This window comes from Marinomonas foliarum, assembly GCF_016906065.1.
GTDB classification, from domain to species: domain Bacteria; phylum Pseudomonadota; class Gammaproteobacteria; order Pseudomonadales; family Marinomonadaceae; genus Marinomonas; species Marinomonas foliarum.
Genome location: NZ_CP070273.1, coordinates 3,544,519 through 3,571,404, shown reverse-complemented (window position 1 = coordinate 3,571,404; position 26,886 = coordinate 3,544,519). Strand labels below are relative to the sequence as shown.

General features: G+C 42.9%; 22 protein-coding genes. 5 read left to right on the top strand and 17 right to left on the bottom strand.

Going from position 1 to position 26,886, the window contains the following annotated elements:
* Positions 1-276 precede the first annotated feature (276 nt).
* A complete protein-coding gene (gltA, locus tag JSY38_RS16510) occupies positions 277-1,560 on the top strand; it encodes a citrate synthase (protein ID WP_205114230.1) in 1,284 nt (427 codons plus the stop codon).
* Between the two features lie 83 nt (positions 1,561-1,643).
* Here the strand turns inward: gltA and JSY38_RS16505 are convergent, their stop codons facing one another.
* Together JSY38_RS16505 and JSY38_RS16500 are read right to left on the bottom strand one after the other, a co-directional pair.
* Positions 1,644-1,874: a hypothetical protein gene (locus JSY38_RS16505; RefSeq protein ID WP_114412283.1), complete on the bottom strand. Its 231-nt coding sequence runs from the start codon at positions 1,872-1,874 to the stop codon at positions 1,644-1,646.
* On the bottom strand, positions 1,875-2,960 hold the full coding sequence (locus tag JSY38_RS16500; protein ID WP_114412282.1) for a DUF2066 domain-containing protein: 1,086 nt from the start codon (positions 2,958-2,960) through the stop codon (positions 1,875-1,877). It lies immediately after the preceding gene.
* A gap of 116 nt (positions 2,961-3,076) precedes the next feature.
* On the opposite strand from JSY38_RS16500, the gene purM reads away from it, so the two are divergent.
* The 3 genes from purM to JSY38_RS16485 are packed head-to-tail and all read left to right on the top strand — an operon-like array spanning position 3,077 to position 5,527.
* On the top strand, positions 3,077-4,135 hold the full coding sequence (purM, locus tag JSY38_RS16495; protein WP_205114228.1) for a phosphoribosylformylglycinamidine cyclo-ligase: 1,059 nt from the start codon (positions 3,077-3,079) through the stop codon (positions 4,133-4,135).
* On the top strand, positions 4,132-4,785 hold the full coding sequence (purN, locus tag JSY38_RS16490; RefSeq protein ID WP_114412280.1) for a phosphoribosylglycinamide formyltransferase: 654 nt from the start codon (positions 4,132-4,134) through the stop codon (positions 4,783-4,785). The genes purM and purN overlap by 4 nt, the downstream gene beginning before the upstream one ends.
* A 13-nt stretch (positions 4,786-4,798) precedes the next feature.
* Positions 4,799-5,527, top strand: a complete 729-nt coding sequence (locus JSY38_RS16485; RefSeq protein ID WP_114412279.1) for a DUF3108 domain-containing protein — start codon at positions 4,799-4,801, stop codon at positions 5,525-5,527.
* Here the strand turns inward: JSY38_RS16485 and mobA are convergent, their stop codons facing one another.
* The 14 genes from mobA to JSY38_RS16415 all read right to left on the bottom strand — a co-directional run bounded on the left by mobA (position 5,528) and on the right by JSY38_RS16415 (position 24,360).
* On the bottom strand, positions 5,528-6,103 hold the full coding sequence (mobA, locus tag JSY38_RS16480) for a molybdenum cofactor guanylyltransferase (RefSeq protein WP_114412278.1): 576 nt from the start codon (positions 6,101-6,103) through the stop codon (positions 5,528-5,530). It abuts the gene before it with no gap.
* A 13-nt stretch (positions 6,104-6,116) separates the two neighbouring features.
* Positions 6,117-7,151 carry a glycosyl transferase family protein gene (locus JSY38_RS16475; RefSeq protein WP_239544016.1) on the bottom strand — a complete coding sequence of 345 codons (1,035 nt, stop codon included), beginning with the start codon at positions 7,149-7,151 and terminating at the stop codon, positions 6,117-6,119.
* The gene (locus JSY38_RS16470; RefSeq protein WP_205114226.1) at positions 7,148-9,847 is read right to left on the bottom strand and encodes a nitrate reductase; all 2,700 of its coding nucleotides are present in this window, start codon (positions 9,845-9,847) and stop codon (positions 7,148-7,150) included. Before JSY38_RS16470 ends, JSY38_RS16475 begins: the two co-directional genes overlap by 4 nt.
* Positions 9,848-10,154: 307 nt before the next feature.
* A complete protein-coding gene (gene nirD, locus JSY38_RS16465; protein WP_205114224.1) occupies positions 10,155-10,487 on the bottom strand; it encodes a nitrite reductase small subunit NirD in 333 nt (110 codons plus the stop codon).
* A gap of 4 nt (positions 10,488-10,491) precedes the next feature.
* A complete protein-coding gene (gene nirB, locus JSY38_RS16460; RefSeq protein WP_205114222.1) occupies positions 10,492-13,050 on the bottom strand; it encodes a nitrite reductase large subunit NirB in 2,559 nt (852 codons plus the stop codon).
* 70 nt (positions 13,051-13,120) lie between these two features.
* Positions 13,121-14,362 (bottom strand): NAD(P)/FAD-dependent oxidoreductase, encoded by a 1,242-nt coding sequence (locus JSY38_RS16455; protein WP_205114220.1) that lies wholly within the window; start codon positions 14,360-14,362, stop codon positions 13,121-13,123.
* Complete coding sequence (locus tag JSY38_RS16450; RefSeq protein WP_114412273.1) at positions 14,355-15,203, bottom strand: ABC transporter ATP-binding protein; 849 nt, start codon at positions 15,201-15,203, stop codon at positions 14,355-14,357. The genes JSY38_RS16455 and JSY38_RS16450 overlap by 8 nt, the downstream gene beginning before the upstream one ends.
* A 53-nt stretch (positions 15,204-15,256) precedes the next feature.
* The gene (locus JSY38_RS16445; protein WP_205114219.1) at positions 15,257-16,228 is read right to left on the bottom strand and encodes an ABC transporter permease; all 972 of its coding nucleotides are present in this window, start codon (positions 16,226-16,228) and stop codon (positions 15,257-15,259) included.
* Positions 16,229-16,254: 26 nt separating this feature from the next.
* Positions 16,255-17,583, bottom strand: a complete 1,329-nt coding sequence (locus JSY38_RS16440) for a CmpA/NrtA family ABC transporter substrate-binding protein (RefSeq protein WP_239544633.1) — start codon at positions 17,581-17,583, stop codon at positions 16,255-16,257.
* Between the two features lie 415 nt (positions 17,584-17,998).
* Positions 17,999-19,201 (bottom strand): CmpA/NrtA family ABC transporter substrate-binding protein, encoded by a 1,203-nt coding sequence (locus JSY38_RS16435; RefSeq protein ID WP_114412270.1) that lies wholly within the window; start codon positions 19,199-19,201, stop codon positions 17,999-18,001.
* A complete protein-coding gene (locus JSY38_RS16430) occupies positions 19,198-19,803 on the bottom strand; it encodes an ANTAR domain-containing response regulator (RefSeq protein ID WP_114412269.1) in 606 nt (201 codons plus the stop codon). The genes JSY38_RS16435 and JSY38_RS16430 overlap by 4 nt, the downstream gene beginning before the upstream one ends.
* Before the next feature lie 202 nt (positions 19,804-20,005).
* A complete protein-coding gene (locus tag JSY38_RS16425) occupies positions 20,006-20,641 on the bottom strand; it encodes a response regulator transcription factor (protein WP_205114215.1) in 636 nt (211 codons plus the stop codon).
* Between the two features lie 105 nt (positions 20,642-20,746).
* Entirely contained in the window at positions 20,747-22,078 is a 1,332-nt protein-coding gene (locus JSY38_RS16420; protein ID WP_114412267.1) for an HlyD family type I secretion periplasmic adaptor subunit, read from the bottom strand.
* A 2-nt stretch (positions 22,079-22,080) separates the two neighbouring features.
* Positions 22,081-24,360 (bottom strand): type I secretion system permease/ATPase, encoded by a 2,280-nt coding sequence (locus JSY38_RS16415; RefSeq protein WP_205114213.1) that lies wholly within the window; start codon positions 24,358-24,360, stop codon positions 22,081-22,083.
* A 148-nt stretch (positions 24,361-24,508) separates the two neighbouring features.
* On the opposite strand from JSY38_RS16415, the gene JSY38_RS16410 reads away from it, so the two are divergent.
* Complete coding sequence (locus JSY38_RS16410; RefSeq protein ID WP_114412265.1) at positions 24,509-24,880, top strand: hypothetical protein; 372 nt, start codon at positions 24,509-24,511, stop codon at positions 24,878-24,880.
* A gap of 40 nt (positions 24,881-24,920) precedes the next feature.
* Here the strand turns inward: JSY38_RS16410 and JSY38_RS16405 are convergent, their stop codons facing one another.
* Complete coding sequence (locus tag JSY38_RS16405) at positions 24,921-26,882, bottom strand: EAL domain-containing protein (RefSeq protein WP_114412264.1); 1,962 nt, start codon at positions 26,880-26,882, stop codon at positions 24,921-24,923.
* Positions 26,883-26,886: the final 4 nt, after the last annotated feature.

Sequence of the window (26,886 nt, the reverse complement as noted above, 5' to 3'; positions counted from 1 at the left end):
ATAATGGTATAAAATTACATAAAAATCACACATGAAAAATAATTTATTTTCCATATTATTCAATAACTTAAATCGAATTACATATAATTCACTTCTTAACAAACCTCACCGTTATGTCAGATAATTACAAAATAACACACCAGTATGTAAATAGAGTGCAAGTGAACAAGATTGACTTTTATAGCCTAGAAACAGTATTTTTTCCGCACCTTCTGGACTAGACGGTGTCAATATACGACCTTTTAGCTCAGAACCGGAATACGAAGGAGACCATAAATGGCTGATAAAAAAGCGCTACTCAAAGTGGATGGGATCGATAAAGCTATCGAACTTCCTGTTCTTTCAGGTACTTTAGGCACAGACGTTGTAGACGTTCGCAGCTTAGGTGCTAACGGTGTATTCACCTACGATCCAGGCTTTATGTCTACCGGCTCATGTGAATCCTCTATTACCTATATAGACGGAGACGCAGGAATACTTTTGCATCGCGGCTACCCAATTGCCCAACTTGCAGAGCATTCAGACTATCTAGAAACATGCTATTTGTTACTTTATGGAGAACTTCCTGATAAAGCCCAAAAAGCAGAATTTGAAAAAACGGTTGGCAAACACACTATGGTGAACCAATCAATGCACAAGTTCATCGAAGGCTTTAGAAATGACGCTCACCCTATGGCTATTATGTGTGGCCTAGTTGGTGCTTTGTCAGCTTTCTACCAAGACCACATGGATATCAACAATCCGAAGCATCGTGAAATTGCGGCATTCCGCCTTATATCTAAAATGCCTACGTTGGCGTCTATCTGCTACAAGTACTCTAAAGATCAACCAGTTATGTACCCACGTAACGATCTATCTTATGCAGAAAATTTCTTATACATGATGTTTGCAAATCCTTGTGAAGATTATGTTGTTAACCCAGTTTTTGCTAAAGCAATGGATAGAATCTTTATTCTTCATGCAGACCACGAACAAAACGCGTCCACATCAACAGTGCGCTTAGCGGGCTCATCAGGCGCAAACCCATTCGCTTGCATTGCCGCTGGCATTGCAACACTTTGGGGACCTGCTCATGGTGGTGCCAACGAAGCTGTACTGACTATGCTTGAAGAAATTGGTGATGTTGAAAACATTGATGAATACATCGCAAAAGCAAAAGATAAAAACGACCCGTTCCGACTAATGGGCTTTGGTCATCGTGTCTATAAAAACTTTGATCCACGCGCCAAAGTAATGCGTGAAACTTGCGACCAGGTATTGGAAGAATTAGGCCAGTCTAATGACCCATTACTGAAAATTGCAAAACGCCTTGAACAAATTGCCCTAGAGGACCCTTACTTCGTTGAGCGTAAACTTTACCCTAACGTTGACTTCTACTCAGGCATCATCATGAAAGCAATTGGTATCCCAACCAGTATGTTTACTGTGATTTTTGCTATGTCCCGTACTATCGGCTGGATCTCTCATTGGAACGAGATGATCAGTGGTCCATACAAAATTGGCCGCCCTCGTCAGTTGTATGTTGGCCAACCTGAACGCGATTACCCTGCTGAAAAATAATTCATTAGGTCGATACAAAAAAACCGCGCTATATTCTATATAACGCGGTTTTTTTATGGGCCAACTCTCCGATAACGTCAGTTCTACTCTTCGTCATCCTCAACAATTTCAGTAATCGTTGATTGACCGCACTTAATACATTCACCTTCGATCCAAACTCGATCTTTCGACTCAAATTCCTTAGGGTTGACCATCCCCAAGTCAACTTCCATACAGTGGTTACACCACGTTTGAGACAAAAAATCATTTTGCTCTTCCACGGGTCGCGCTGAGAAATCCCGCGCTGTAACACCTTCATCCAATGGATCTATCATTTAATTCACTCCACCATATTGATAAGACACAACTCTGTTCGCATCAGGATCTAACGCATTTAACGGGGCATTTATAAGTAATCGACTCAACGAAATACTATTGAATAGTTTCTGCTTATCGCCATCTATGACTACAGAAAACTCGACTTTTTCACCCTCTACCTGAACCAAGCTTATATCACGCACCAAACCAATACTTTCCAAATAGGATTGCACTTTATTCATGATGTCGTAGTTTGTCACACCAACGACCTGAATATTCAATTTGCTTGCAGACCCACCATTACGAACAGAGGCATAACGAGATGAAAAAACTTTAGCTAGTCGCGTACCGGCCTGATCGACAACATCATTTAGTGTTTCACCCTGTAATGAAAATCGCTCAGCCTCACCATTTTTCAACAGCACCAAAGCGTTACCTTCAATCTGTCCTGCAAAGTCACTTACTTTTAACGCCACAACTGAGTCTGTCTGATAACGCCTACTTGCTGCTTGTATGCTATCTTCAAAAAAGCCCCACACATCAGACACAGATAGATTTTTCTGATCCACATCATCAAATAAAGGTGCATAGATAGGAACCCCTATCGCGCTGGCTGACTGAGCGAATTGACTCAAAGCCTCTGATGGCGCTCTTGACCCAGAAAGGGCTCTTACACCATTTTTCTCTGTCACCAACCATACCAATACCGAAGGTCGATTATCTCCCCATACAGGTAGATTATTCTGAGATAAAAAACCATCAATAGACTCTTGGTAAAAAGCCACCTTAATTTTTTTGCCTGGAACAAAGCCACCATCAAATGGCAAGAGTTCACTTAAGGAAGCAATAGAATGCTGTGCCACCCAAGTTGAGGCTTGTTTTTTAGCCTGCGCAAGCAAATCACCAGATATAGCGTCTTTATCTCCCGACACTTTAATCAACACACTCTCAGCAGCCAAACTAAACGCTTCATTGAGCATTTGAGACTCAGATTGTGTCACTGGTAAATTAATTTCAGCACTATAAAGCCCCTGTACAGGAACCGCATTAGCTGACGAAATACAAAAAACACTAATAAGTAGTAAAAATATACGAGAATTCATAACCCTTCCTTCGTTTATTTGCCTATTCTACTGTCTTAATTGCAAAGAACCATAGCCCTAATGCGCCACTATGCTAAAATGCATTTTTTTCCTCGTACCATGATAAGGCATAGGCAATGACCAAGTCGGATAAACCATCCATTAGTTATAAAGACGCAGGCGTAGATATCAACGCCGGAAATCAACTTGTTGAACGCATCAAAGGCGTAAGCAAAAAAACTCGTCGCCCTGAAGTAATGGGTGGCTTGGGTGGATTTGGCGCCTTGACTCGCCTCCCAACGAAATACAAAAATCCCATTCTTGTTTCTGGCACCGATGGTGTTGGCACTAAGCTTCGTCTAGCAATGGACCTTAATCAGCACGATACAATCGGCATAGACCTAGTTGCAATGTGTGTTAACGATCTAGTAGTAGCCGGTGCTGAGCCGCTATTATTCCTAGATTACTACGCTACAGGCAAGCTAGACGTTGATGTTGCTGCAAACGTTGTGACTGGTATTGGCGAAGGCTGCCTACAAGCAGGCTGTGCACTTGTTGGCGGCGAAACAGCTGAAATGCCAGGCATGTACCACGATGGCGATTACGATCTAGCTGGATTCTGTGTTGGCGTAGTTGAAGAAGAAAGCATCATTGACGGCAGCAATGTAAAAGCTGGCGACAAGCTCATTGCTTTAGGTTCATCTGGTCCACACTCTAATGGCTACTCACTTATTCGTAAGATTCTTGAAGTCAGCAAAGCAGACCTACACCAAGACATCGATGGTGTTGCTTTAAAAGATGCGCTTATGGTACCGACTCGCATTTATGTGAAGTCTATCCTTAAGTTGATGGAATCTATCTCTGTAAATGCGCTAGCTCACATCACCGGGGGTGGCTTACTTGAAAACATTCCTCGCGTTCTTCCTGAAGATGCAGCGGCTCGTATCAATGCAGCAAGCTGGAAACGCCCTGCCGTGTTCGATTGGTTACAAGAACAAGGAAATGTTGAGCAAGAAGAAATGTACCGTGTTCTAAACTGCGGCGTCGGCATGATATTGTCTATTGACGAAGAAAAAGCAGACGAAGCACTTGCCATTCTAAAAGCTGAAGGCGAAAACGCTTGGATTATCGGTGAGATTTGTCCACGCAACGGTGGTAAAGATGTCTTGATCTCTGATCTAGAGTCGCAGGCATGAGTTTTCCAATCGTTGTCTTAATTTCTGGCAGCGGCAGCAACTTGCAAGCTTTGATTGATCAAAGCTTGCAAGGGCAACTTAATACCAAAATCTGCGCTGTTATTAGTAATAAAGCCGATGCTTATGGCCTAGAACGAGCTAAGAATGCAGGCATTCCCACTCATACTCTTAGCCATAAATCATTCAGCAGTAGAGAAGAGTTCGATACAGAGTTGCAAGCTCTAATTGATCAATATCAGCCAAAACTGGTTGTTCTTGCTGGCTTTATGCGTATTTTAACTGAAGCATTTGCGAAACATTATGACGGTAGAATGTTAAACATTCACCCATCATTACTACCGAAGTTCAAAGGATTAGATACACACCAACGTGCAATTGATGCAAATGAAAAAGAACACGGTGTATCAGTTCACTTTGTTAGCCCAGAATTGGATGCTGGTGCCGTTGTATTACAAGCACGCACAGAAATTACCAAAGCAGAGACAGCTGAGACCTTAGCGAATAAAGTCCACGCCTTGGAACACATTATTTACCCGCTGGCTGTTAAATGGTTCAGTGAAGAAAGACTAACATTCCAAGACGGAAAGGCTTTTTTTGATAAGAATCGACTGCCTGAAAGCGGTATTCTTTATCACAAAGCACTAACATGATGTAGGAGAAAGTATGAGAGCTCGTAAAATTCCAATGTTGTTGATGGCTATTTTTATGAGTATTCCCATGCTTTCTTTTTCTTCGACAACAGAAATTACACCTCCCCCCATAGAAACCTTTCTAAAGCCCTACTCTGCCGTCTATAGCACTGTATGGAAAAAAGGCATCAGCCTAAAAGTAGAAGGCAAACAGACTTTAATAAAACAAGACAATAATTCTTGGAAATTCACTTTTACGGCTGATAGCCTAATCGCATCTCTAAATGAATCGTCTGTTTTTAAGGTTAAAGACCAGCAAATTGTTCCAACTAAATACCAATATAAAAGCTCAGCCTTAGGAAAAAAAAGAAGCGCAACTCTTACTTTCGACTGGGAAAACAACCTTGTTCGCAATGACGTTAAAAACAAGCCATGGAATCTTTCAATTAGCCCAGGCACACTCGACAAGCTGTCGATACAGTTACAAGTTCGACAAGACCTAAAACTTGGCAAGAGCGACTTTGACTATCAAATAGCGGATGGCGGCTACATAAAAAGCTGGAGTTTCAAACGCGATAAAATGGAGACTGTTAATACTAACCTTGGCCGCCTTTCAGCCATTAAGATCATCCGCACCGATAATCTTGAAAAAGGTAAAAAAACCTCGTTCTGGTTTGCCCCTTCATTGGATTACCTACTTGTAAAACTAGAACACCAAGAGGATGGCGAGTCCTACCACTTGGACATTGAGTCACTTAAATAGTCACGCTAGATCCTGAGGTGTGTTCACATTTAAGAGTTGCTCGGGCCTATCCCACATGACGGTATCACAACCAAAATAGTCATAAAAAGCCATCACACTGTAGCGGTTTTTAGTATTAAGAAATGCCTTCAACGACACCCGTGTTTCTGCAACAGGTAAAATCGCATGCAAAGGATGTGCTCCTGAAATGCCATATAAATAATGAATACGATCAGGTACAGATACACTCGCCTCTTTTAACCTTGCAAATGCCGCTCCACTAATACGTGGTGTATCGCAAGGAGAAACCAATAAATGCGATGTTGTAGCAATGGCTAAACAAGACATTAAACCCGATAAAGGCCCTTTTCCTTGATAATTTTGATTATCAACTATCACCTCATAACCAAGTTCAGCGTATTGTTCGACATTTCGATTTGCATTAATAAACACAAACTCCGCTACCTGCTGCAAAGCCCGACCAACTAACAAGGCCATAGGTTCATTTTGGTAAAGTAACAAACCTTTATCTTGACGAGACATTCGCTCTGCTTTTCCGCCAGCAAGCACTGCTGCTGATAAAGATATAAACGCCATACTACTTTCTCTTCTACAAAACAGTATCAAAATACCTTTTATCTCGTTTGGCCCAAATTTCATCAGCTAAAACAAGACACTCTTCATGGGAAGTCACACCATAAAGAAGTCCAGCAACTGACGCAATGGTTTGCCGTACAGCTTGCTCACCAAATTGATCAAGTTGATCTCCTCGCCAATGATCCGTTAATCGTGACAAATCCAAATTGTCTTTTAAGCGCTTATGTTCTTTTTCAGCTTTTGGCCAATCTGACCAACTGGCAACGCCATTTTGCCACTTACCCAAGGTAACATCTCGCTCAGGGTTCACTTCCGCTTCGCCATTACCACCACGAAATACCAACACTGACGCATCGGCCAATTGCTCACAAGCAGAAAGATGCAGCTGATCATAGCCACGATGAAATACTCCATGAACACTGTGATCAGCAGAAAAAGGATTCATCATACGCACCACGGTATTCACTGGCGAACGTAAACCCAATACGTACTTAAGATCCATCATGCCGCCTAACAGTTTATCTACTTCAGCCAACGGCATATAAGCAAAACACCTAACTTCAAGCTCTTGTGTTACCTGAGTTCTGGAATGACAAACAGCTAATCCCAATTGATTAATAGCATGATCTACATACATTCGATTTTCCCCTTCAAATGTATGTCCATGCATCACAATTTTGATCCCTGTATTAGCGAGTGCAAGCGCCGCTAGTAAAAACCAAGGCAACTCATTGCGCTTACCTGCGTAAGCCGGCCAATCCAAATCAACTTTAATTCCCAATGCTTCTTTTTTCGATAAATAGTCTCTAGTCGCCTTGGTAAAACCAACAGTTTCCTCTACAGTCTCTTCACGAATTCGAATCAACATCCAAAATGCACCTGACTGTTCTGGCGCAACCTTGCCTGACAGCATCAAGCTCATTGCTTGTTCAGCTTCTTCCACTGTTAAACTTCGTGCCCCCTTCTTTCCCCGCCCTAAGATTTTCACGTATTGCGTGAAGTCGCTGCCCATTCTGATGGCTGTACTAATACTTGCTCTGTCAGTCATACTGATAACTCCGCCACAGTGGGAATAAAACGTTTTAATTCAGGGAGACAAGAGCCGCAATTGGTACCACATTTCAACCTGGCTCCCAATCCATCCACGGAACAAACACCTGACGTAACAGCCTTTTCAATTTGCTTGCTACCGATTTGATAACAAGAACAAACAATGTCACCTTTATCTTCAAGGTTTGCTGGAATGCCCACCAAAATTGCCAAACGATCTTGTGCTGACAGCGACGTATTTATTGCCAACTTAGAGATTAACCAATCGGCCACGAGTGATTCTGGCTGCGGATGCGAATATATAAGCAAGGTAAGTTTTTGATCAACCAACTTGGCCAATCGAATTTGCTGTGTGATTGGATTTGAATACTCCAGCCATTCTGCTTTTTCAGCTAGATCTTGACTCTGCCCTACATCTATTAACTTAAGCGAAGCTTGCGTTTGTCCGCTAGGCCAAACTACTTCGTAGTGATAACCTTGCTCAGAAGGTACTTGGCACCAATACAAACAATCCGATAAGACAAGCGGCACAGCTGAGATAATCAAGCCATAGCAAATACCACCTACCGCTTCTAGCCGTACCTGAGCATGTTTAGATTCTGGCTGCCCTGACAAAGGATCAACCACCTGCGGGATAAGGTTTGATACCACAGACGCATTGGCAAATTGTTGCGTCCAGTGAATAGGAGCAAACACATTGCCAAGCGCAACCGCTCGACTCACTTTAGCTTTTAGCAAAGCCTCTCCGTACGGTGAAGTAAGACGCACTAAGGCTTTATCTTTAATAGCAAGACGTTTCGCATCTTTGGGATGAATCTCTACATAGGGTTGCGCTGTATGCTTAGCTAAAGACGCAGCATCTCCTGTCCTCGTCATAGTGTGCCACTGATCGCGTACTCGTCCGGTATTTAAGGTGAAAGGCCATTCTTGTGAAGCTCGGCTCTTTGGAAAACTTGGTGTAATACCAATAAATCGTGCTCGACCGTCGGGGGTAAAAAAACGCCCATCTTCAAACATGCGCTTGGTGCCTTCAGGTCGACCTTCTGGCACAGGCCATTGCACTGGAATAAGTGCGTCATATTCAGCCTTACTTATCTGGCTAAAATGACCAATATCAAAATCACGTCTGCCATTATTTTCAAAGGCCGACAAAGCGGCATGCTCTGCAAAGATTTCATGAATACTTTGATAGGAAAACGCTGACTGAAAACCAAGGCTTTTGGCGACTTCACAGATTGCCCACCAATCATGCTTGGCTTCACCTGGTGCAGGTAATAAACCTCGTTGGCGAGAAATACGGCGCTCTGAATTCGTCACCGTACCGTCTTTTTCACTCCAGCCCGTCGCAGGAAATAGAACATCCGCCATGACGGTTGTATCCGTATGTGCCTTGCAATCGCTGACAATCACCAGCTCGCACTTTTCCAGCGCGCGTCGGACTTGAGCGGTATCAGGTAAACTCACCATGGGATTAGTCGACATAATCCACACAACTTTGACCTTGCCTTCCTCCATGGCTTGAAATAAGTCGACGGCTTTTAAACCGTCCTTTGTTGCCATATTCGGCGCTTGCCAAAAACGCTGCACCAAATCCTGTGCACCCGGTGTGGCAAAGTCCATATGAGCAGCCAATTGATTGGCCAAGCCGCCAACTTCTCGCCCGCCCATCGCATTAGGTTGACCCGTAATAGAAAAAGGTCCAGCGCCTTCTTTGCCAATACGCCCAGTGGCCAAATGACAATTAATAATCGCATTGCATTTATCAACGCCAGAGGAAGACTGATTCACCCCTTGAGAATAAAAGGTGATAGTCTTTGCCGTGTCACGCCACCAGTCAACTAAACTTGCTAAATCTTGCTCACTGACCCCACAAAAATCTGCCGTCAAAGATAAACTCGGTGTCGACTCATTCGCTTGCGCTAAAGCAGCCTTAAATCCATTGGTATGATTCGTAACAAAGCCCTGATCCAAAATGCCAGCCTGAACGGAATCGCTTAATAAGAAGGAAAAAATCGCCGCGTCACTTCCAGGCTTAATCGCCAAATGCAAGTCTGAAATATCACAAGTCGCTGTTTCTCTTGGATCAATTACCACCACCTTCATGTTAGGGCGCTGTTTTTTCGCTGCGGCAATACGTTGATATAAAATCGGATGTGTCCATGCGGCATTCGACCCAACCATAATCAATAAATCGCAGAGCTCTAGATCTTCATAATTACAAGGCACAGTGTCTGAGCCAAAGGCGCGTTTGTAGCCGACCACGGCAGACGCCATGCACAGACGAGAATTGGTATCCACGTTGGCGGTGCCGATAAAACCTTTGGCCAGTTTATTTGCCACGTAATAATCTTCCGTCAGGATTTGTCCTGAAAGATAAAAAGCAAAAGCGTCAGGGCCATGATCTTTTACGACTTGAGCAATTTTCGCGCTTACTGTTTTAATAGCCGATTCCCAAGCAACAGGATGACCACCAACCATAGGCGTTAATAAGCGATCATCCGATTGGATCGTTTGCGCAAGACTGCTGCCTTTCACACATAAACGCCCAAAATTAGCCGGATGCTCCAAGTCACCAGACACTGGTGGAACCGCTTCATTTGCCGAATATGGAAGAGTCAGATTTACGCCACATCCAACACCGCAATATGGACAAGTCGTTTTACCACTTGTTGCTGTCATCATCGTTGCCGTCATGGAAACTCCTCACACGTTTACTTTTTTAAAGACAAAAAAAGGCCCAATCACTTTTAGGAAAAAGTGATTGGGCCTCGTTGCCTTTTGTAATATCTGTATGCTTTATGTGTAAGCCATCGTCGGTTTACGGTGCATCAGTGATCTTTATAAAGCAATTAATAAGCCAACTTTTAAAAACACATTCAGTTGTGTCATTGCCGAGCTTTACTAGCCTGGCAATTGGTTCACTTCATAGGAACTATAAAATACCGACTTTACGAAGCGCTTAAACAGTGCAAAGAGACCATTTTGGTGCACCAATTCTTAATTAGTGTGCCGCAACAAACACATGACCGCCTTCTAATTTAGCTGGCCAATGGGGCACCTGAACATTTTCTTCAAGGCATTCGCCCGATGCCAATGCAAAGTGTTGCTTGTACAAAGGGCTAGCCACCACCCACTGCTCCTGTAAATGCGCTATCAAACCACGGGATAGTACATTCGCCTTTCCAACAGGGTCCCAATTTCCAAGCACAAATACTTTACTATCCGATTCAGGAATATAGAAGATAGCCACTTGCTCACCATTCAACATAGCAGCAACACCAGCTCCTTCTATTAGATCTTCTTGTTCACAAATTAATTTCCATGGCGTCGTCATCGTATTAGCCTACCTTCGCAATTAATTGCTGTTTTTCTGATTCGGTTGCTGGGCGCATTTGATCACGCTCTTCAACAAAAACTACGTTACTATCACTTCCTTCATAATTCACAAATTGGCGGAAGGTTTTTAGCGCTTCAGGATCTTCTAACGTGGTTTTCCATTCGCACTGGAAGGTATTTACAACGTGCTGCATACTCGCTTCAAGCTCACCGCACAACCCTAGCTTGTCGTTAATCACCACCTCTTTAAGATAGTCCAATCCGCCTTCTAGACCGTCCATCCAAACAGAAGTACGCTGCAAGCGATCAGCGGTTTTGGTGTAAAACATCAATACGCGGTCAATGTATTTCACCAAGGTTTCATCGTCCAAATCTTTGGCAAACAAATCTCCGTGACGCGGTTTCATGCCACCATTTCCACAAACGTATAAATTCCAACCGCCTTCTGTGGCGATCACACCAATGTCTTTGCTCTGAGCTTCCGCGCATTCTCGTGTACAACCAGAAACCGCAAATTTGATTTTATGAGGCGAGCGCAACCCCTTGTAACGATTCTCCAGATCAATCGCCATCTTCATGCTGTCATTCACTCCATAACGGCACCAAGTGCTACCGACGCAGGACTTCACAGTACGCAAGGATTTTCCATAGGCTTGACCGGTTTCAAAACCCGCTGCAATTAACTTTTCCCAAATCTCAGGCAATTGCGGCAGAGTAGCACCAAATAAATCGATACGTTGGCCTCCAGTTACCTTGGTGTATAAGCCGTACTCTTTTGCTACTTCGCCCAATACGATTAATCTATCAGGAGTTATTTCACCACCGGGAATTCGCGGCACAATGGAGTAAGTCCCGTCTTTTTGCATATTGGCAAGGAAGCGATCATTCGTGTCTTGCAAGCTGATGTGTTCTTTTTTCAACACGTAGTCGTTCCACACACTCGCTAAAATAGAACCAACAGCGGGTTTACAAATTTCACAGCCGTGACCTTTACCATGCGTTTTTAATAGCTCATTAAAAGTTTTGATTTCGCCGATTTTGACTAGGTTGTATAAATCTTGGCGTGTGTAAGCAAAGTGCTCACAAATGTCTGTGCTGACCTCAACACCCAAGGCTAACAATTCATTGTCGACGACTTTTTTCAATAACGCCGCACAACCACCACAACCCGTTCCTGCTTTCGTAGTGCCTTTCACATCACTAACGGACAAAGCACCACTACAAACAGCATCGTTAATATCTTGCTTGGACACGTTATGGCAGCTACAAATTGATGCGGTCGCTGGCAAAGCATCCACACCTAAGCCAACTGGTACATCACCCATAGCGGGCAAAATAAGCGCTTGTGCTTGCTCCGGTAAATCAATGGCATTGAGATAATATTGCAACAAGGTATCGTAATAACTATTGTCGCCCACCAAGACAGCTCCTAGGAGCTTTTTGCCGTCCTCAGACACCACCATTTTTCGATAGCTCTGACTTATTTCATCTTGATAGACAAAAACTTTGCAACCTTGAGACTGAGCATGTGCATCACCAACTGAACCCACATCGCAGCCCAGTAATTTCAGTTTCGTACTCATGTCTGCGCCAGTGAAAGTCACACCCGCATCACCCATAAGATGCCCTGCTGCAGATTTTGCCATTGCATAACCCGGTGCGACCAAACCAAAAATACGATTATTCCACAGCGCACATTCGCCAATGGCATAAATATCCTCATCACTGGTTTGGCAATGATTGTTCACACTAATGCCGCCACGCTCACCCACGCTTAAACCGGATTGATGCGCTAACGCATCCTGCGGACGAATACCTGCAGAGAACAAAATCAGATCGGTTTCAAGGTGAGAGCCATCAGCAAAGTTCATCCGGTGAAAAGCAGATTCTCCTTCAATAATCTCTTTAGTCGCTGTGTCGGTGTACACCTTCACATCTAAGCCTTCGATCATTTCTTTAAGAACCGCGCCGCCCTTTTCATCTAATTGAACCGGCATTAAGCGTGGCGCAAATTCCACAACACTGGTTTCCAAACCAAGATTTTTAAGCGCATTAGCCGCTTCCAACCCCAATAAACCACCACCGACAACCGTGCCTCTTGTTACTTGTTTCGCACAAGCTCTAATCGCGTCAAGATCATCAAGAGTGCGATAAACAAAGGTGTTATCACGTTTATGACCAGGAATAGGTGGAACAAAAGGGTAAGACCCCGTCGCCAGTACAAGCTTGTCATAGGACAATGACTTACCATCTTTCAGTATTAACTGCTTCGCCTCACGATCGATCTCGGTCACCAAGCTGTTGGTAAAATAACGCACACCATGTTCACTATATAAAGTACCATCTGTCATGGCCAAATCAGCCGCACCTTTGCCAGTAAAATATTCACTTAGATGCACACGGTCATAGGCTAAGTACGACTCTTCACCAAACACCGTAATTTGGAATGTGTCATGGCCACCTTGGTCAATCATTTGCTCGACAAAATGGTGGCCAACCATACCATTACCGATTACCACTAGATGAGGTTTAGTATTAAGAAAAGACACTGTTGACGTCATTTTATTCCCCTTGCAATAACTCTTATTGAAGTAACATGCCTAACGGCTAGCAACGCCTAAACGGCTTAATTCAGGCCACTTGAGGACAGCAATACGCTTCGCCAAATACCAGTAAATCCAGCATATTAGAGACATTGGTCTTATTTTGAATAAGCTGGAAATACCAGCTCCCATCGGCGACGTTGCCATATAGAATTGCGCCAACCAGTAAGCCACCGTTGACTACCAGTTTGCGGTAATGATTTGCACTAACATCTTTGAAAAGGATGCAGCTGTCTTCTTCTGAGGGTTGAATCTTACCGATTGAAAAAAGGTTCACGCCAGACACCTTCAACTTAGTCGGTGTAGGCTCTACCACAAACGCAGCCTCTTTCCCGACCAATACCTTCATCAAGACGTTAATTTGTGTCCAAATAGGCGCAACTAAACCAAAGGTTTGTCGATCAAATTCACAACATTCTCCCAATGCAAAAACATCTACATGGGAAGTCTGCATTTGCTCATTAACTAAAATAGCTCTATCTGTTTTTAATCCAGCAGACTTGGCTAAAGCGATTTCCGGCGAAATTCCCGCTGCCATTACGACTAGATCGACACTTAACTTCTCACCCTTCTTACAAACCACATGGGACACTCGACCGTCATCCGTTTGCAAAAAGGACTCTGGTGACTCACCAAGACGAAACTCAATACCCATTTGCTCAAGTCTATTAAGCAAAAGCTCAGCTGATTCTTCGTCTAGCTGGCGATTTAACAACCAACTAGAACGATGAAACACCACAACCTTGTGACCACGTTTCACCAAACCCACTGCGGCTTCTAGGCCTAACAAGCCACCACCTATAATACAAACAGATCGACGATCATCTAATTGGGTCATGACATCCACATCACTCCAAGTACGAAAACCCATAACATTGGGGGCAGACGAACCATGGATTGGCAACACACTTGCCCGAGAGCCTGTCGCTAGCACTAATTGGTCGTATATAATGCTTTTTCCACTGGCTAATAAGATCGTTTTATTTTTCGAGTCCACCTTAATAGCGGGATCATTGGACACAATATCAACGCCATTTTCTTGCATCTTCTGTGTATCGACTAATGGCATTTCGGTATCAGAAATATCATTCGCCAACAAAGAAGACAGCATGATTCTGTTGTAGCCAACTCTGGATTCCTCACCAATCAAAACTATTTGGTACTCATCGCCATGCGCCTTTTCGAAATCGTGCGCAAGCTTGCTGCCAGCCATCCCTGCACCAACAATGACGAGACGGCGTTTCTCCGACTGAGAAATAAGACTAGGCATTAGCAACCTTGGCGTTAATGGCCGTTTTTTTAGTTTTCACAGCAGGCTGAATAGGTTCAACTTTGCGTTGTTTTTCATATAAGAAGGTCAACACTTGGGTCCGATAATCCACGTACCTTGGGTCATTCGCTAAAGCCAGACGTTCACGAGGACGCTCAAGATCAACATGCAGAATTTCCCCTACTGTTGCTGCTGGGCCATTAGTCATCATCACAATACGATCCGACAGCAACACAGCTTCGTCTACATCGTGAGTGATCATAATCACAGTGTTGTTGAGATCTTTTTGAATCTCCATCAACGAATCTTGAAGGTGTGCCCGAGTCAAAGCATCTAATGCTCCGAAAGGCTCATCCATCAGTAAAACACTAGGCTCCATCGCCAAGGCTCTGGCAATACCAACACGCTGTTTCATACCGCCAGAGATTTCATCTGGGCGTTTGTCCGCTGCGTGCGTCATGTGTACTAACTCTAAGTTATGCATGATCCAGTCATGCATTTCTTTCTTCGATTTAGTTTTGCGAAAAACCTGTTTCACTGCCAATTCGACATTCTGATAAGAGGTTAACCAAGGCAGTAAAGAATGGTTTTGAAAAACCACCGCACGTTCTGGACCCGGCCCTTTTACTTCACGACCATCCAATAAAATGCCGCCTTCTGTTGCGTCATACAAACCAGCAACGATATTAAGGACAGTCGATTTACCACAGCCAGAATGTCCAATAAGAGAAACAAACTCGCCTTTCTGTATTTTCAGGCTGACATTATCAAGGGCTTTAAAAGGCCCTTTTGGTGTAGGAAACTCAATAGAAACATGGCTGATGTCTAAATGTGTTGTCATCGTATTCTCCTATTAGCGCATTCTAAGTTAATCTATTTTCGAACTATCGCTTCTTAGCGAAGCACCTGTGTCTTATCCCAAGATGCGAAGCGCTGGAATGCCAACATCACTCGGTCCAACAAATATCCAATAAAGCCAATCATCAGAACCGCCACCATAATTCGACCCAACGAGTTCGAGCTGCCATTTTGGAACTCATCCCAAACAAACTTCCCTAACCCTGGGTTTTGCGCCAACATTTCCGCTGCAATCAACACCATCCAAGCGATACCCAATGACAAACGCAGGCCGGTGAACATCAAAGGGATGGCTGAAGGGATGACGATCTTCATCACATGCGTCACCCAACCAAGGCGCAAGACTTTCGATACGTTAAGCAGGTCCTTCTCGACTGCCGCAACACCCACCGCGGTGTTAATCAGGGTTGGCCACATGCAACACAAGGTGACCGTGAACATAGACGTCAGAAAAGATTTCGAGAACATAGGATCATCGGACACGTAACTCGCACTCACTACCATGGTGACCAAGGGCAACCAAGCTAACGGAGAAACCGGTTTAAATACCTGAATAACTGGGTTTAGTGCACTGTAAACAGAACGATTCAAGCCAATCAAAATCCCTACAGGAATAGCAATAAGGCTGGCCAGACCAAACCCTGCTAGAACGGTGTACAAGCTGGTAAATATTTGATCAAAGAAAGTCGGCTTACCAGTGTAATCCCGGATAATGCCAGCATAACTAGGATCTTTAGCCTGACGCTCTGCAATACGCTCTTCTTGACGGACGTAAAACTTATCCGCCTTAACACGTTCATTCTGGTGTTCTGCAACGAGACTATTCCATTGCTCATACACCACAACTGGACCAGGAAACTCTCCCAAAGAGGTATGAACTCGACTTGCTCCAACTTGCCATAACAAGATAAACACAAGAATGCCAAAGACGGGCAGCAGGATTCCCTTAACAGAAAAAGCGCTGATCTTTTCCTTTAAAGAAGCCATAGTTATGTTTGATATCATCATCTTTTTCTCACTTAATCTTGTTTGGTTTAGACCTGATCATCGCCTTTTAGACCAATCTTAAATCGCTTCAGATAATCGTTTGGGTGCTTACCGTCGTACATGACGCCGTCGATAAAGTCGCTTTGAGGTGGTTTAAAGCCGTCTTCTTTATCAAAATCTGGAAACTCATCAGCAGACATAACACCATCCTCAATTAAAGATTGTGCCGCTTGCGCATAAATATCAGGACGATAGACATCTTTGGCGATCTTCATGAACCATTCGTCAGATTTAGGCTCAGCGATCTGCCCCCAACGACGCATTTGAGTGAGATACCAAATAGCATCACTGTAATAGGGGTAAGTGGCGTGATGACGGAAAAAGACGTTGAAATCGGGAATTTCACGCTTGTCGCCTTTTTCATACTCAAATGTGCCAGTCATACTGTTAGCAATAACATCGTAATCGGCACCAACATATTGGCTACGAGAGAGTATTTTTACGGCTTCAGGACGATTAGCGTTGTTGTTTTCATCTAACCATTTCGCTGCGCGAATCATGGCTTTAACAACACGAATATGAGTATTCGGATATTCTTCTGCCCAGTCACTGCTGACACCAAATACTTTCTCAGGGTTATTCTTCCAGATTTCATAATCAGTGATGACTGGCACACCGATTCCTTTAAACACGGCCTGTTGGTTCCAAGGTTCGCCAACGCAATAGCCGGAAATCGTTCCCGCTTCCATGGTGGCTGGCATTTGTGGTGGCGGTGTCACAGACAACAAAGCCTCAGCGTTAATTTGGCCACTGGTATCACCTCGCGCTGGTGCGTAATACCCCGGATGAATGCCACCAGCAGCAAGCCAATAACGCAGCTCATAATTATGAGTGGAAACAGGGAACACCATGCCCATCTTGAATGGCTTACCTTGTGCTTTGTAACCATCAATCACAGGTTTTAATGCACTGGCGCTGATCGGATGAACTGGCTTCCCGTCTGCGCCATTTGGAATGTTTTTCTTCATTTCATCCCAAACATCATTGGAAACCGTAATACCGTTACCATTCAAATCCATACTCAAAGCCGTCACTATATGAGCTTTCGTTCCGTACCCAATGGTGGCACCAAGTGGCTGACCTGCTAACATATGAGCACCATCCAACTGGCCATCAATCACTCGGTCTAACAAAACTTTCCAATTTGCTTGTGCTTCCAAAGTGACGTACAAACCTTCGTCTTCGAAATAGCCCTTCTCATAAGCAATCGCTAATGGCGCCATATCCGTTAGTTTTATAAAACCAAATTTGAGCTCTTCTTTTTCGGCGTAATCTAGCTCTGCATGGGCAACGCCAGATAAAAGCGCAGACCCCATCAGTACAGAAAACCCCATTTTAGGAAGGGGAACTAAGGCTTTCAAAAATCTTAGGTTCATTGTCATACTCCGCATCTAAATACATTTAAAAAAGTAGAAAAACAAAAAAAGGCGCATGCAAATCACAATAAAAATGTGTTTGCAGGCGCCTTTGCCATTCAAAGAAAGTCCGACTTTGGACATTCAGTAATGTGGGTGACAATTAACGATCGTTGCCAATTTCACCATTTTTTCAAAATACTTTATCTCTATGTGATTTATAAAGCACGCAATGTGCCAAGTAAAACAAACGACTGATTTATATGATTTTTTGAATTTTATAACCCAGCTTTTTTAATATCGACACATTGAGAACCTTTATTTATGCCCAATTATCTTGCACAGCGCACTAAAACATCACACCATCAGATGCGATTTACGCAAATGTCTCAAACCCCTTTAAGATCCCCTCTGGATGTAAACGGACCTTTCCATGTTCCACCAAAGAAAGCCAAGCAGCTTCTTCAGCCTCTGGCAGCCGCCACTCTACAGTGTTTTTGTCTTCGACCAAGCCAAGCGCGTTATAATAAAGATCTTTACGATAAATCTGCTCAGCTAACTGGTTAAGCTTGGAAACATTATTGCCTAACTGTTGCCAACGATGCATCTGAGCCATGATCCATAGAGCATAACTCGGTAGCGGCTTATTAATGTCGCTACCAGAAAAGCGTTGAAACGCTTCCATTGGCCAATCAAACTGACTCTTTGGCTTAATAGAGCCAAACCCATATACCAACTGCTGTACAGTACAGTTTAAATAATCTGGATGACTCAAGATTCTAAGTAGTTCTGCTTGGTTTTCAGCTTCATCTACCCATAAGCATGCTTTTTCTAAAGCTCGAATAATTGCAAGATGTTGCGCTTGATTCTGTTCAGCCCAAATAGTGTTCACTCCAAACACTTTCTCTGGAGTGCTACCCCATATTTCATACCCAGTAACCAACATATGGCCAACACTTTGCTCAACCGCTAGGCTGTTCCATGGCTCACCAACACAATAACCATCTATGTCGCCGCGCCTTAGATTATCAACCATTTTCACCGGAGGAATGACCACTATCTGAACGTCTTTATCTGGATTGATACCAGCACGGCTAAACCAATCCCGTAACTGATAATTATGAGATGAATAGGGATAGACCATCGCAAAACGCAGTGGCGCGACATTATCACCTCGACTATCTATTAGCCTTTTTAAGGCAATGCCTGTTCGAATATCTAAAGAAGAGTCAGAAAAATGTTGAAGCTGGTCGTACAGGGCATTTCCAATAGTGATGCCGTTACCATTATGACTTACAGTAAAACTGGTTTGCATGGCCGTTTTTATACTGCCTATTCCTAAGCTAGCGGCGATCGGCATAGATGACAGCATGTGCGCACCATCTAACAAATTGAACGCCACTTTATCGCGAATGCTCGCCCAAGATGCTTCTTTCGAAAGCACAGCATTAACACCCTCACTGGTAAAAAAGCCCTTCTCTTGAGCGACAACAAAAGGCGCACAATCGATAAGTGGGATAAAACCGATACGAACAGGCTCGCTATTTTGAATAACATTATTTGGCTGTATCAGGTTCATTTAGAACCTCCCATTAATTCCATCACAGATATGATATTTCGAGCTACATCAGTCATACGCTGACTACGATCCATCGCGAGTTTTCTTAACGCTTTATAAGCAGCAGGCTCATCACATTGCTGATGTTTCATTATCAGTCCTTTTGCTTTATCGATAAGCTTCCGGTCTTCAAGCTGGCTTTTTACGGATTCTAATTCTGACCGTAATGCCTGAAATTCTCGAAACCTTGCAATGGCAACTTGTAGCAAGGCTTTTACACTACCGCTGTTAACACCGTCTACAACATAAGCGCTCACTCCTGCTCGAATAGCCGCTTCGACGTGCCTAGAGTCACCTTCTTCAGCAAACATAACAATAGGACGAGGATTATCTTGAGTAAGGCGAGACATATTTTCCAACATGTCTCGGTCCGGCGATTCAATATCTATAATAACCATATCTGGTTGGAATTCTGCCACTGCTTCCGTCAGGTTTTTAGCATTCTCTAACCGTCTAATGACACGATAGCCACTGTCAATCATAGCTTGCTCTACAATAGCGGCTCTTGCAGGCTCATTATCAACCAACATTACGGTCAACTCTTTTTCGGGGGGAGCGGACATGGTGCATTCTCTTTAAAAACGTAAGGTTACGTTTAAAAACTGCAATATATGCGCCATTACGACACACAAAAAGTAGATAAATAAAGAGAGAAAATAGCGGGAAAACACTACAAGAGCGGGAAAACACCCTTAAACTCTGTGCTTGAAGAAATAAAAAAGTTATAAACGAACCAAATTGGCGCAAAAAACATTTAAAAACAGTTCAATGCACCAAGTTTTGTGTTTGTATCAAAAGCGCCAAAGCTAAGCGGTCTTTTGTATTGGTTTTCTTAAATGTTGAAGTAAGGTGTGCTTTCACTGTACGCTCGGTAATTTCTAACTCTAAAGCAATCTGCTTGTTTGAAAGGCCTCTCGAAATACATATAGCCACACTCAACTCCCGATCAGATAAATGCTCTAACGCATTATTAGAGGTTATTTCAGGCAGCGCGGATTGTTGAATTAATTGCTGTATAAAGGCCCTCCCCCCCCAAATTTCACCAGAGTCAATGACAGACAACACCAGTGATAATTGCTCCTTACCAATATAAGGCGCACATTGCCCATTTACGCCTACTGAAAATAATCTCAGCGCCGCACTTTGGCTAAGTTGGTTAGGGAAAACCACTTTTTTTTGATTGGGAAATTTTAAACAAAATTTTGCAACATCTTCGACATCTTTGGAAAAAGATTCATTTCCTAAATACATAAAGCAATACTCGTATTCAGAGGGTGTTGCAGTTAACGCTTGACTCATCTCTTCTAGTGTCTCAACTCGAAATAATGAAATTCCGACTGTGACTACTTGACTCCAATGCATCCATACTGCGTCATCTGTATTCCAACACAAAATTTTCAAAATAAATCTCATCCTATCGAGTACGATCTTGCTATTCTAACCAGCTAACAATGACAGTCTGTTAACATTTGTTACCGAATATAACGCTTGCTGTTATTTTTGTAATTAGCGCTCACGAAGTGCGTTCTGTTTAGCTTTTAGAATTGGTTTCAACAAATAATCAAGTAGTGTTTTCTTACCCGTAATAATATCCACCGTCGCTTGCATACCAGGAATAATTGGCAGTTGAGCCTGCTGAGTACCTAGATAGCTCTTGTCTGTTCTCACCCTAACCAGATAAAAACTGTTGCCCTCTTCATCCAAAATTGTATCGGCACTGATATTCTCAACAACTCCAGGCAAGCCACCAAAAATAGCAAAATCATAGGCTGAAAGCTTAACAATCGCATTTAGATCAGGCTGGATAAAACCAATGTTTTCAGGTCGCACTTTGGCTTCAATTAATAGCGAATCTTCTATAGGGACGATTTCGAGCAAACTCATCCCAGGCTTTACAACACCGCCTACCGTATTAATTTGAATTTGTTTTACTATGCCTTTTACTGGTGACCTAACTTGCGTTCTAGACACTTTGTCTGCAAGTGATACGTTACTTTCACGCAACTGGTCCAACTTACTTCTTACGCCCGTTAGATCTTCTTGTGCATCCGCTCGGAATTTCGCTTCAGCTTCATCTAATTTACTTTGTGCTTCTTTTAAGGCTGAACCTGCTCTTGGAATGGCTAATTGCGTAGCTTCTAAATCACCTTGTAACTGATTCACTTGTCGCTCAAGTTGCAGTAACTCAACTCTAGACACAGCCCCTTGCTCAAAAGCAGGACGAGTTAAAGCCAGCTCTTCTTTGGAAAAAGCATAACTTTGCTTCAAGTTTCCCAGTTTCGCCTGTAATTCAACAATTTCTTGTCTGCGTTGCTCAATCTGTTGCTGAAAACTAGACTGATTAGTACGGAGCGATTCAAGGCGATTATTGTATAAATCAAGCTCTCGATTAACCACTTGTGGGTTTTCTTTCATGATGTCAGGATCAAATTCAGGCTTAACGCCGTAAGACTCTGCTTGAAGGCGAGTTGCACGCACTCGTAAATTAACCGATTCAGCTTGTTGCTCTCTCAGTGAAGATAGCGCCTCGGTGTTTTCAATTGTCATTAAGACCTGACCGTTGTCGACAACCTGCCCTACTTTGACATTAATTTCTTTTAAAATACCGCCTTCAAGGTTTTGGATCTGTTGAACCTGACTAGAGGGGATCACTCTTCCCTCACCAACGGTAACTTCATCCAACGCGGTATAGTTTGCCCACACTAATGCGACAGTTATAAATATAAATATTACCCATAAAATAATGCGACCTCCACGAGGAGTCCTCAGCATCAAAGCGGCATTTCGGTTAGTTAAATACTCTAAATCATTCTGAGATATTGGTGTTTTTTTACTCATTATTAACTGACCTTTAATTTACCTTGGCGAAGCGCTTCATGCACCTGAGCTTTTGGACCATCAGCAATCAAGCGACCATTATCCATAACAATAATTCGATCAACCATATCTAGCATAGAGGCCTTATGTGTAATCAATATAAGCGTTTTATCTTTTAACCCTTCCATTAGTCTTCGCTTCATTCGAGACTCTGTCGTGTTGTCCATCGAAGCAGTTGGCTCGTCCAAAATAAGGATTGGTGGATCAAAAAGCAACGCACGTGCTATTGCAATACTTTGGCGTTGACCACCAGATAGCAAAGCTCCTCGCTCACCAACATTACTGTCTAGGCCACTTGGTTTACGATTAGCAAACTCAGATACGCCAGACAAATCAGCGGCTCGAATAACGGCGTCGTCCTCCATATATGGCACCCCCATGACAATATTGTCCTTGATCGAGCCGTAAAACAAATTAACGTCTTGAGATACAGCACCAACATTACGGCGTAAGTCAGTAGGATTCACCTGTCGAAGGTCCACACCGTCTATTCTTATTGCTCCACTATTTGGCGTATAAAGGCCCGTCATCAACTTACCAAGAGTCGACTTACCTGACCCAATACGCCCAATAATGGCGACCTTTTCTCCTTGTCTAATATTAATATTAATTTCACTTACCGCTGCCTGTTCTTGATCAGGGTAGCCAAAATTAACGGCCTCAAACTGAAATTCACCTTTAAAAATCGGGCGATGCACAAACTTAACATCTTCAGGGTTTTCAACGGGAGAGGCCATGATTTCACTCAATGAAGTAAATGCTGACTTAGCTTGATTATATCGAGTCGCTAAACTAGCTACTTGCGCCATGGGACCAAGTGCCCTTCCGGTCAACATTACAGAGGCTACTAAAGCCCCCATGCTCATATTCCCCTCAGCTATCTGATAAACACCAACAATAACAATAATAACGGTTGTTAACTGCTGTGCGACCATGGCAAAAGAAGAAGAGGACTGTGATAATTGACGAGTTTTCACTCCCCAATCAGCAATATTACCAACAGCGCTCTCCCATTGCTTTTGCATTACACCTTCTGCGTTATTAAGCTTTACGCTCTCGGCGTTATAAAGACTTTCGATCAATACCGCATTTTTCTGAGATGCTGTTTTTTGACTTTCTTCAATCGAGCGACGCAGAGGAACTTGGATAATCACGCTATACAGCACAATCAAGGCAATGGTCACAATGGGGATATAGCCAACAGGACCGCCAATCAGCCATATCACACCAATAATAAGAAACATAAAGGGAATATCAACCAAGGTAGTGATTGATGCTGATGTAATGAAATCTCGAATACTCTCAAATTCTTGGAGGTTTTTTGCAAACGCCCCTACCGATTTAGGGCGAGACGCCATTGTGATGTTATTAACCTTGGAAAAAATAGAAGCTGAAATCAATATGTCTGATTTTTTCCCAGCAATATCGATAAAATAAGCGCGCAACATACGCAATAAGAAATCAAATAAATAGACAACCGCTGCACCAATAGCTAAGACCCAAAGTGTATCGAATGCGTTGTTAGGTACAACACGATCGTATACGTTCATCACGAAAAGAGGACTGGCGACAGCAAAGATATTAATCAACAAGGAGGCGATAAAAACGTCTCGATAAATGCGCCACGAGCCAGTTACAGTCCCCCAGAACCAATGACCTTTTTTGTTTTCCTCGTCATCCCTTTTCTCTGAACGCTTATCAAATTGATACAAAGGACGTACAAAAAAGCAGTAACCAGAAAAAGACTCAGCAAGCTGTTCAATTGGTAAGGTTACTTCCCCTTCACCTGACTCAGGTCGAAATATTTTAGCGGTGCCTGCCTCTTTATCCAATTCCAATAGAACGCAGGCTTGCTTGTCCTTCAATAAAAGGACAACAGGAAGCACCATTTCAGGAATTTTTAGTAGTGAGCGTTTAACAAAACGAGAGCTCAGACCAATCCGCTGCGCCGCACGTTGAAAAAGCTCTGGCGTCATTGCGTTTTCAGTTATTGGGAGTCCAGCAGCAATACCGTCAGCGGTATAAGGGTTATAAAAATACTTACTAAGAAGAACCAAGCAGTCTAATAACGGATTCGGGTATTCTAACGAAGCACTTTTAACGCGCCATTGGTCCGCAGTTTCTTCAGGAGTAGCTTGATTCGTTGCTTCTGTCACCCCTTCATCACCATCATTAATGATTGCATTTTCCTCATAAGAATCAGGTGGCGAAGAGTCCTGCTCTGAACGACCAGTGTCAGACATACTCTATATTCTCCTTTAAAAACCAAAACATGGCTTGAAAACCAATAATAAAATGATCAGAACTATGGTCTAGAATAGTGTTTATTAAGTAATATGGGAAGAGAACAAACCGCCTTGCCATAAATTGAGATATTAGAAGGAAATAAATATGCTATACGCAAAACTCAATGCAGATGGAGTGATTGTAGATGTTGCCACATCACAGTCAGATGATTACAAACTATTAGTCGCCCCTAATGATCCAACTGTAGCCAGCATACTAGAAAAAAAGTTCACATCAGCAAGTACCAGTACCCAAGAAATACTCTCTAGCTCTGATGGAGAGATGATGCGAATTTTAGAAGATTTAGTTGACCTTCTTACCGAAAAGCGCCTAATACAATTTACCGAGCTACCCTTAGCCGCACAGAAAAAATTACTTGGTAGGAAATGGGTCCGTGGTGTTCATAGCGGACATGATGAAGGTTTAATGGCAGACAATGAACACATTGGCGGAAGAGAAGATGACTCGCTAATCTAACTGGCAACCTTCAACTAGGCCACAACACAAACAAGCTATTTTACATATCTTGAGAGCGCCCAATATAGAAGCCTTGAGCACCAACCACATCAAATCGCTTCAATGCCATTAGCTGTCTTTCACTCTCTACACCAGTAGCTATCACTTCAATATTTAAACTATTGAACATCTTACACAGGGTATGCATAAAGAAAGACTCAGACTCCTTGCCCGCCGCCATACGTGTATAAGAAGAATCCACTTTCACGTAATCGGGCATTAACGTTTGTAGATATTGGAAAGCGGAAAATTGCTTGCCTACATTATCAATACCGAACGATACATGATGTTTTTTTAGTATTTGAGCCAACACATTGGCTTGAGATTCCTCTAGCAACACACTCTGCTCAGATATTTCAAACATCAACTTATTCTTCACATCAGCACTCAGTAAGCCTAGCGTTCGATCTAGCCAATCAATAAATGATGCTTTAGAGAACGATGACATTGATAGATTCACAGTTAGAGGCACAGTTAAGTTTCTTGATTGAATGTAGTGAATAACTTGTGAAACAATAACTGTGTCTATTTTTTCACCTAGATCAAATTGCTCAGCTAAACCAATGAAATAACCTGCATGGTATTCCTTACCAGCATGCTCCAGCCCCATAAACACTTCTTCATGAGAAGTAGTTAAAACATCGTCTGATGAAGAATCCAACATCACCACTTTTTGCTTTTGCAGCTTAAATGATTCGCGTTTAATGGTTAATTCTAAAACGTCTTTCCAATCTGCCCTACTCAATGACAATCTCTGACCAATATTGGAATCCAATACCTTAGTCATGTTTGCACCAGCTCGCTTCGCTTCGCGTAGGGCACTGTCCGCTTGCGACATAGCTCCTGCACGATCTACTTGCCCATCAACAGAGATAGCACCAATATTTGCGACATAGCTTGAATAACTAATACTAGCGACATTTAATTCCAGCAAGTCCGTCATAATATCTTCGACAATTTGCTTTAGCTGGCTATGGTCAATATTAGGGATTAACAAAACAAAATCTGCACCAGACAAACGGGCAAGCGTACTAAATGACGAAATTGTCGCCACTTTTTTAGAAAGCACATCCGCTGCTGATTGAATAAACATATCCGCAGATTCATAGCCTCTCTCGTTATTCAATTTTGCCAAGTCGGCCAAACTCACAAATATCAGTCCATCGACTCCACGCTCTCTTCCAACAAAGTGAGATTTAATCTGACTTTCAAAGAAGTTACGGTTTCCCAGTCCACTTACCGGATCTTTAAACGCTTTCGCTTGCAGCCATTGAGCCGTTTCCACCTCAGAGGCAAATTCTTTCTCTAATTTTTCTGCCATACGGTTCATTGATAAAACAACTGATTTTAGTTCGCGAGTTTTGGGGACATTCGTCATTTTCAAAAAACGACGTTGCTGTATCGCTTCAGCTTGCTTTTCAAGCTCAACCAAAGGGCGGAACAAGTAACGCAAAGCAAAACTACCAACAATTAACGTTATTGCCCCAATGACAAAAAATGAGATTAGTAAATCTCGAGATGCCAACCAAAGCTGATGATAGCCATAACCTGCACTGCCCGTAATGTATACCTGCCCAAGCTCATTCCAACCGTTTGAAATAACGGCTTTAGCAACCGGCACTTTAAAATCAATCAGTTGAATAAACCAACTTGGAACACCATCAATTTTTGTTTCATTCGAGCGGACGATGTCTTGCTCTGTAGCATAAACATGGATACGCACTTCAGAAAAATAACCGCTATCAAATACTGCGTTGATACTACTTCCAACAGATGCATAATCTTCCAAGGCCATAAAGTCTGAGACTGACATACTCAGAGAGGTAGCCGAATCTTGCGTAGTCGATGTCAGCTGTCCGATCAAATAGCCTTTCGTGGTGTTAAAATTGATACCCATTACGACAGCAAGCATCAACGAAAAAATGACGATTATTGTTATCATTAATTGACGGAACAGGGTCATCCAC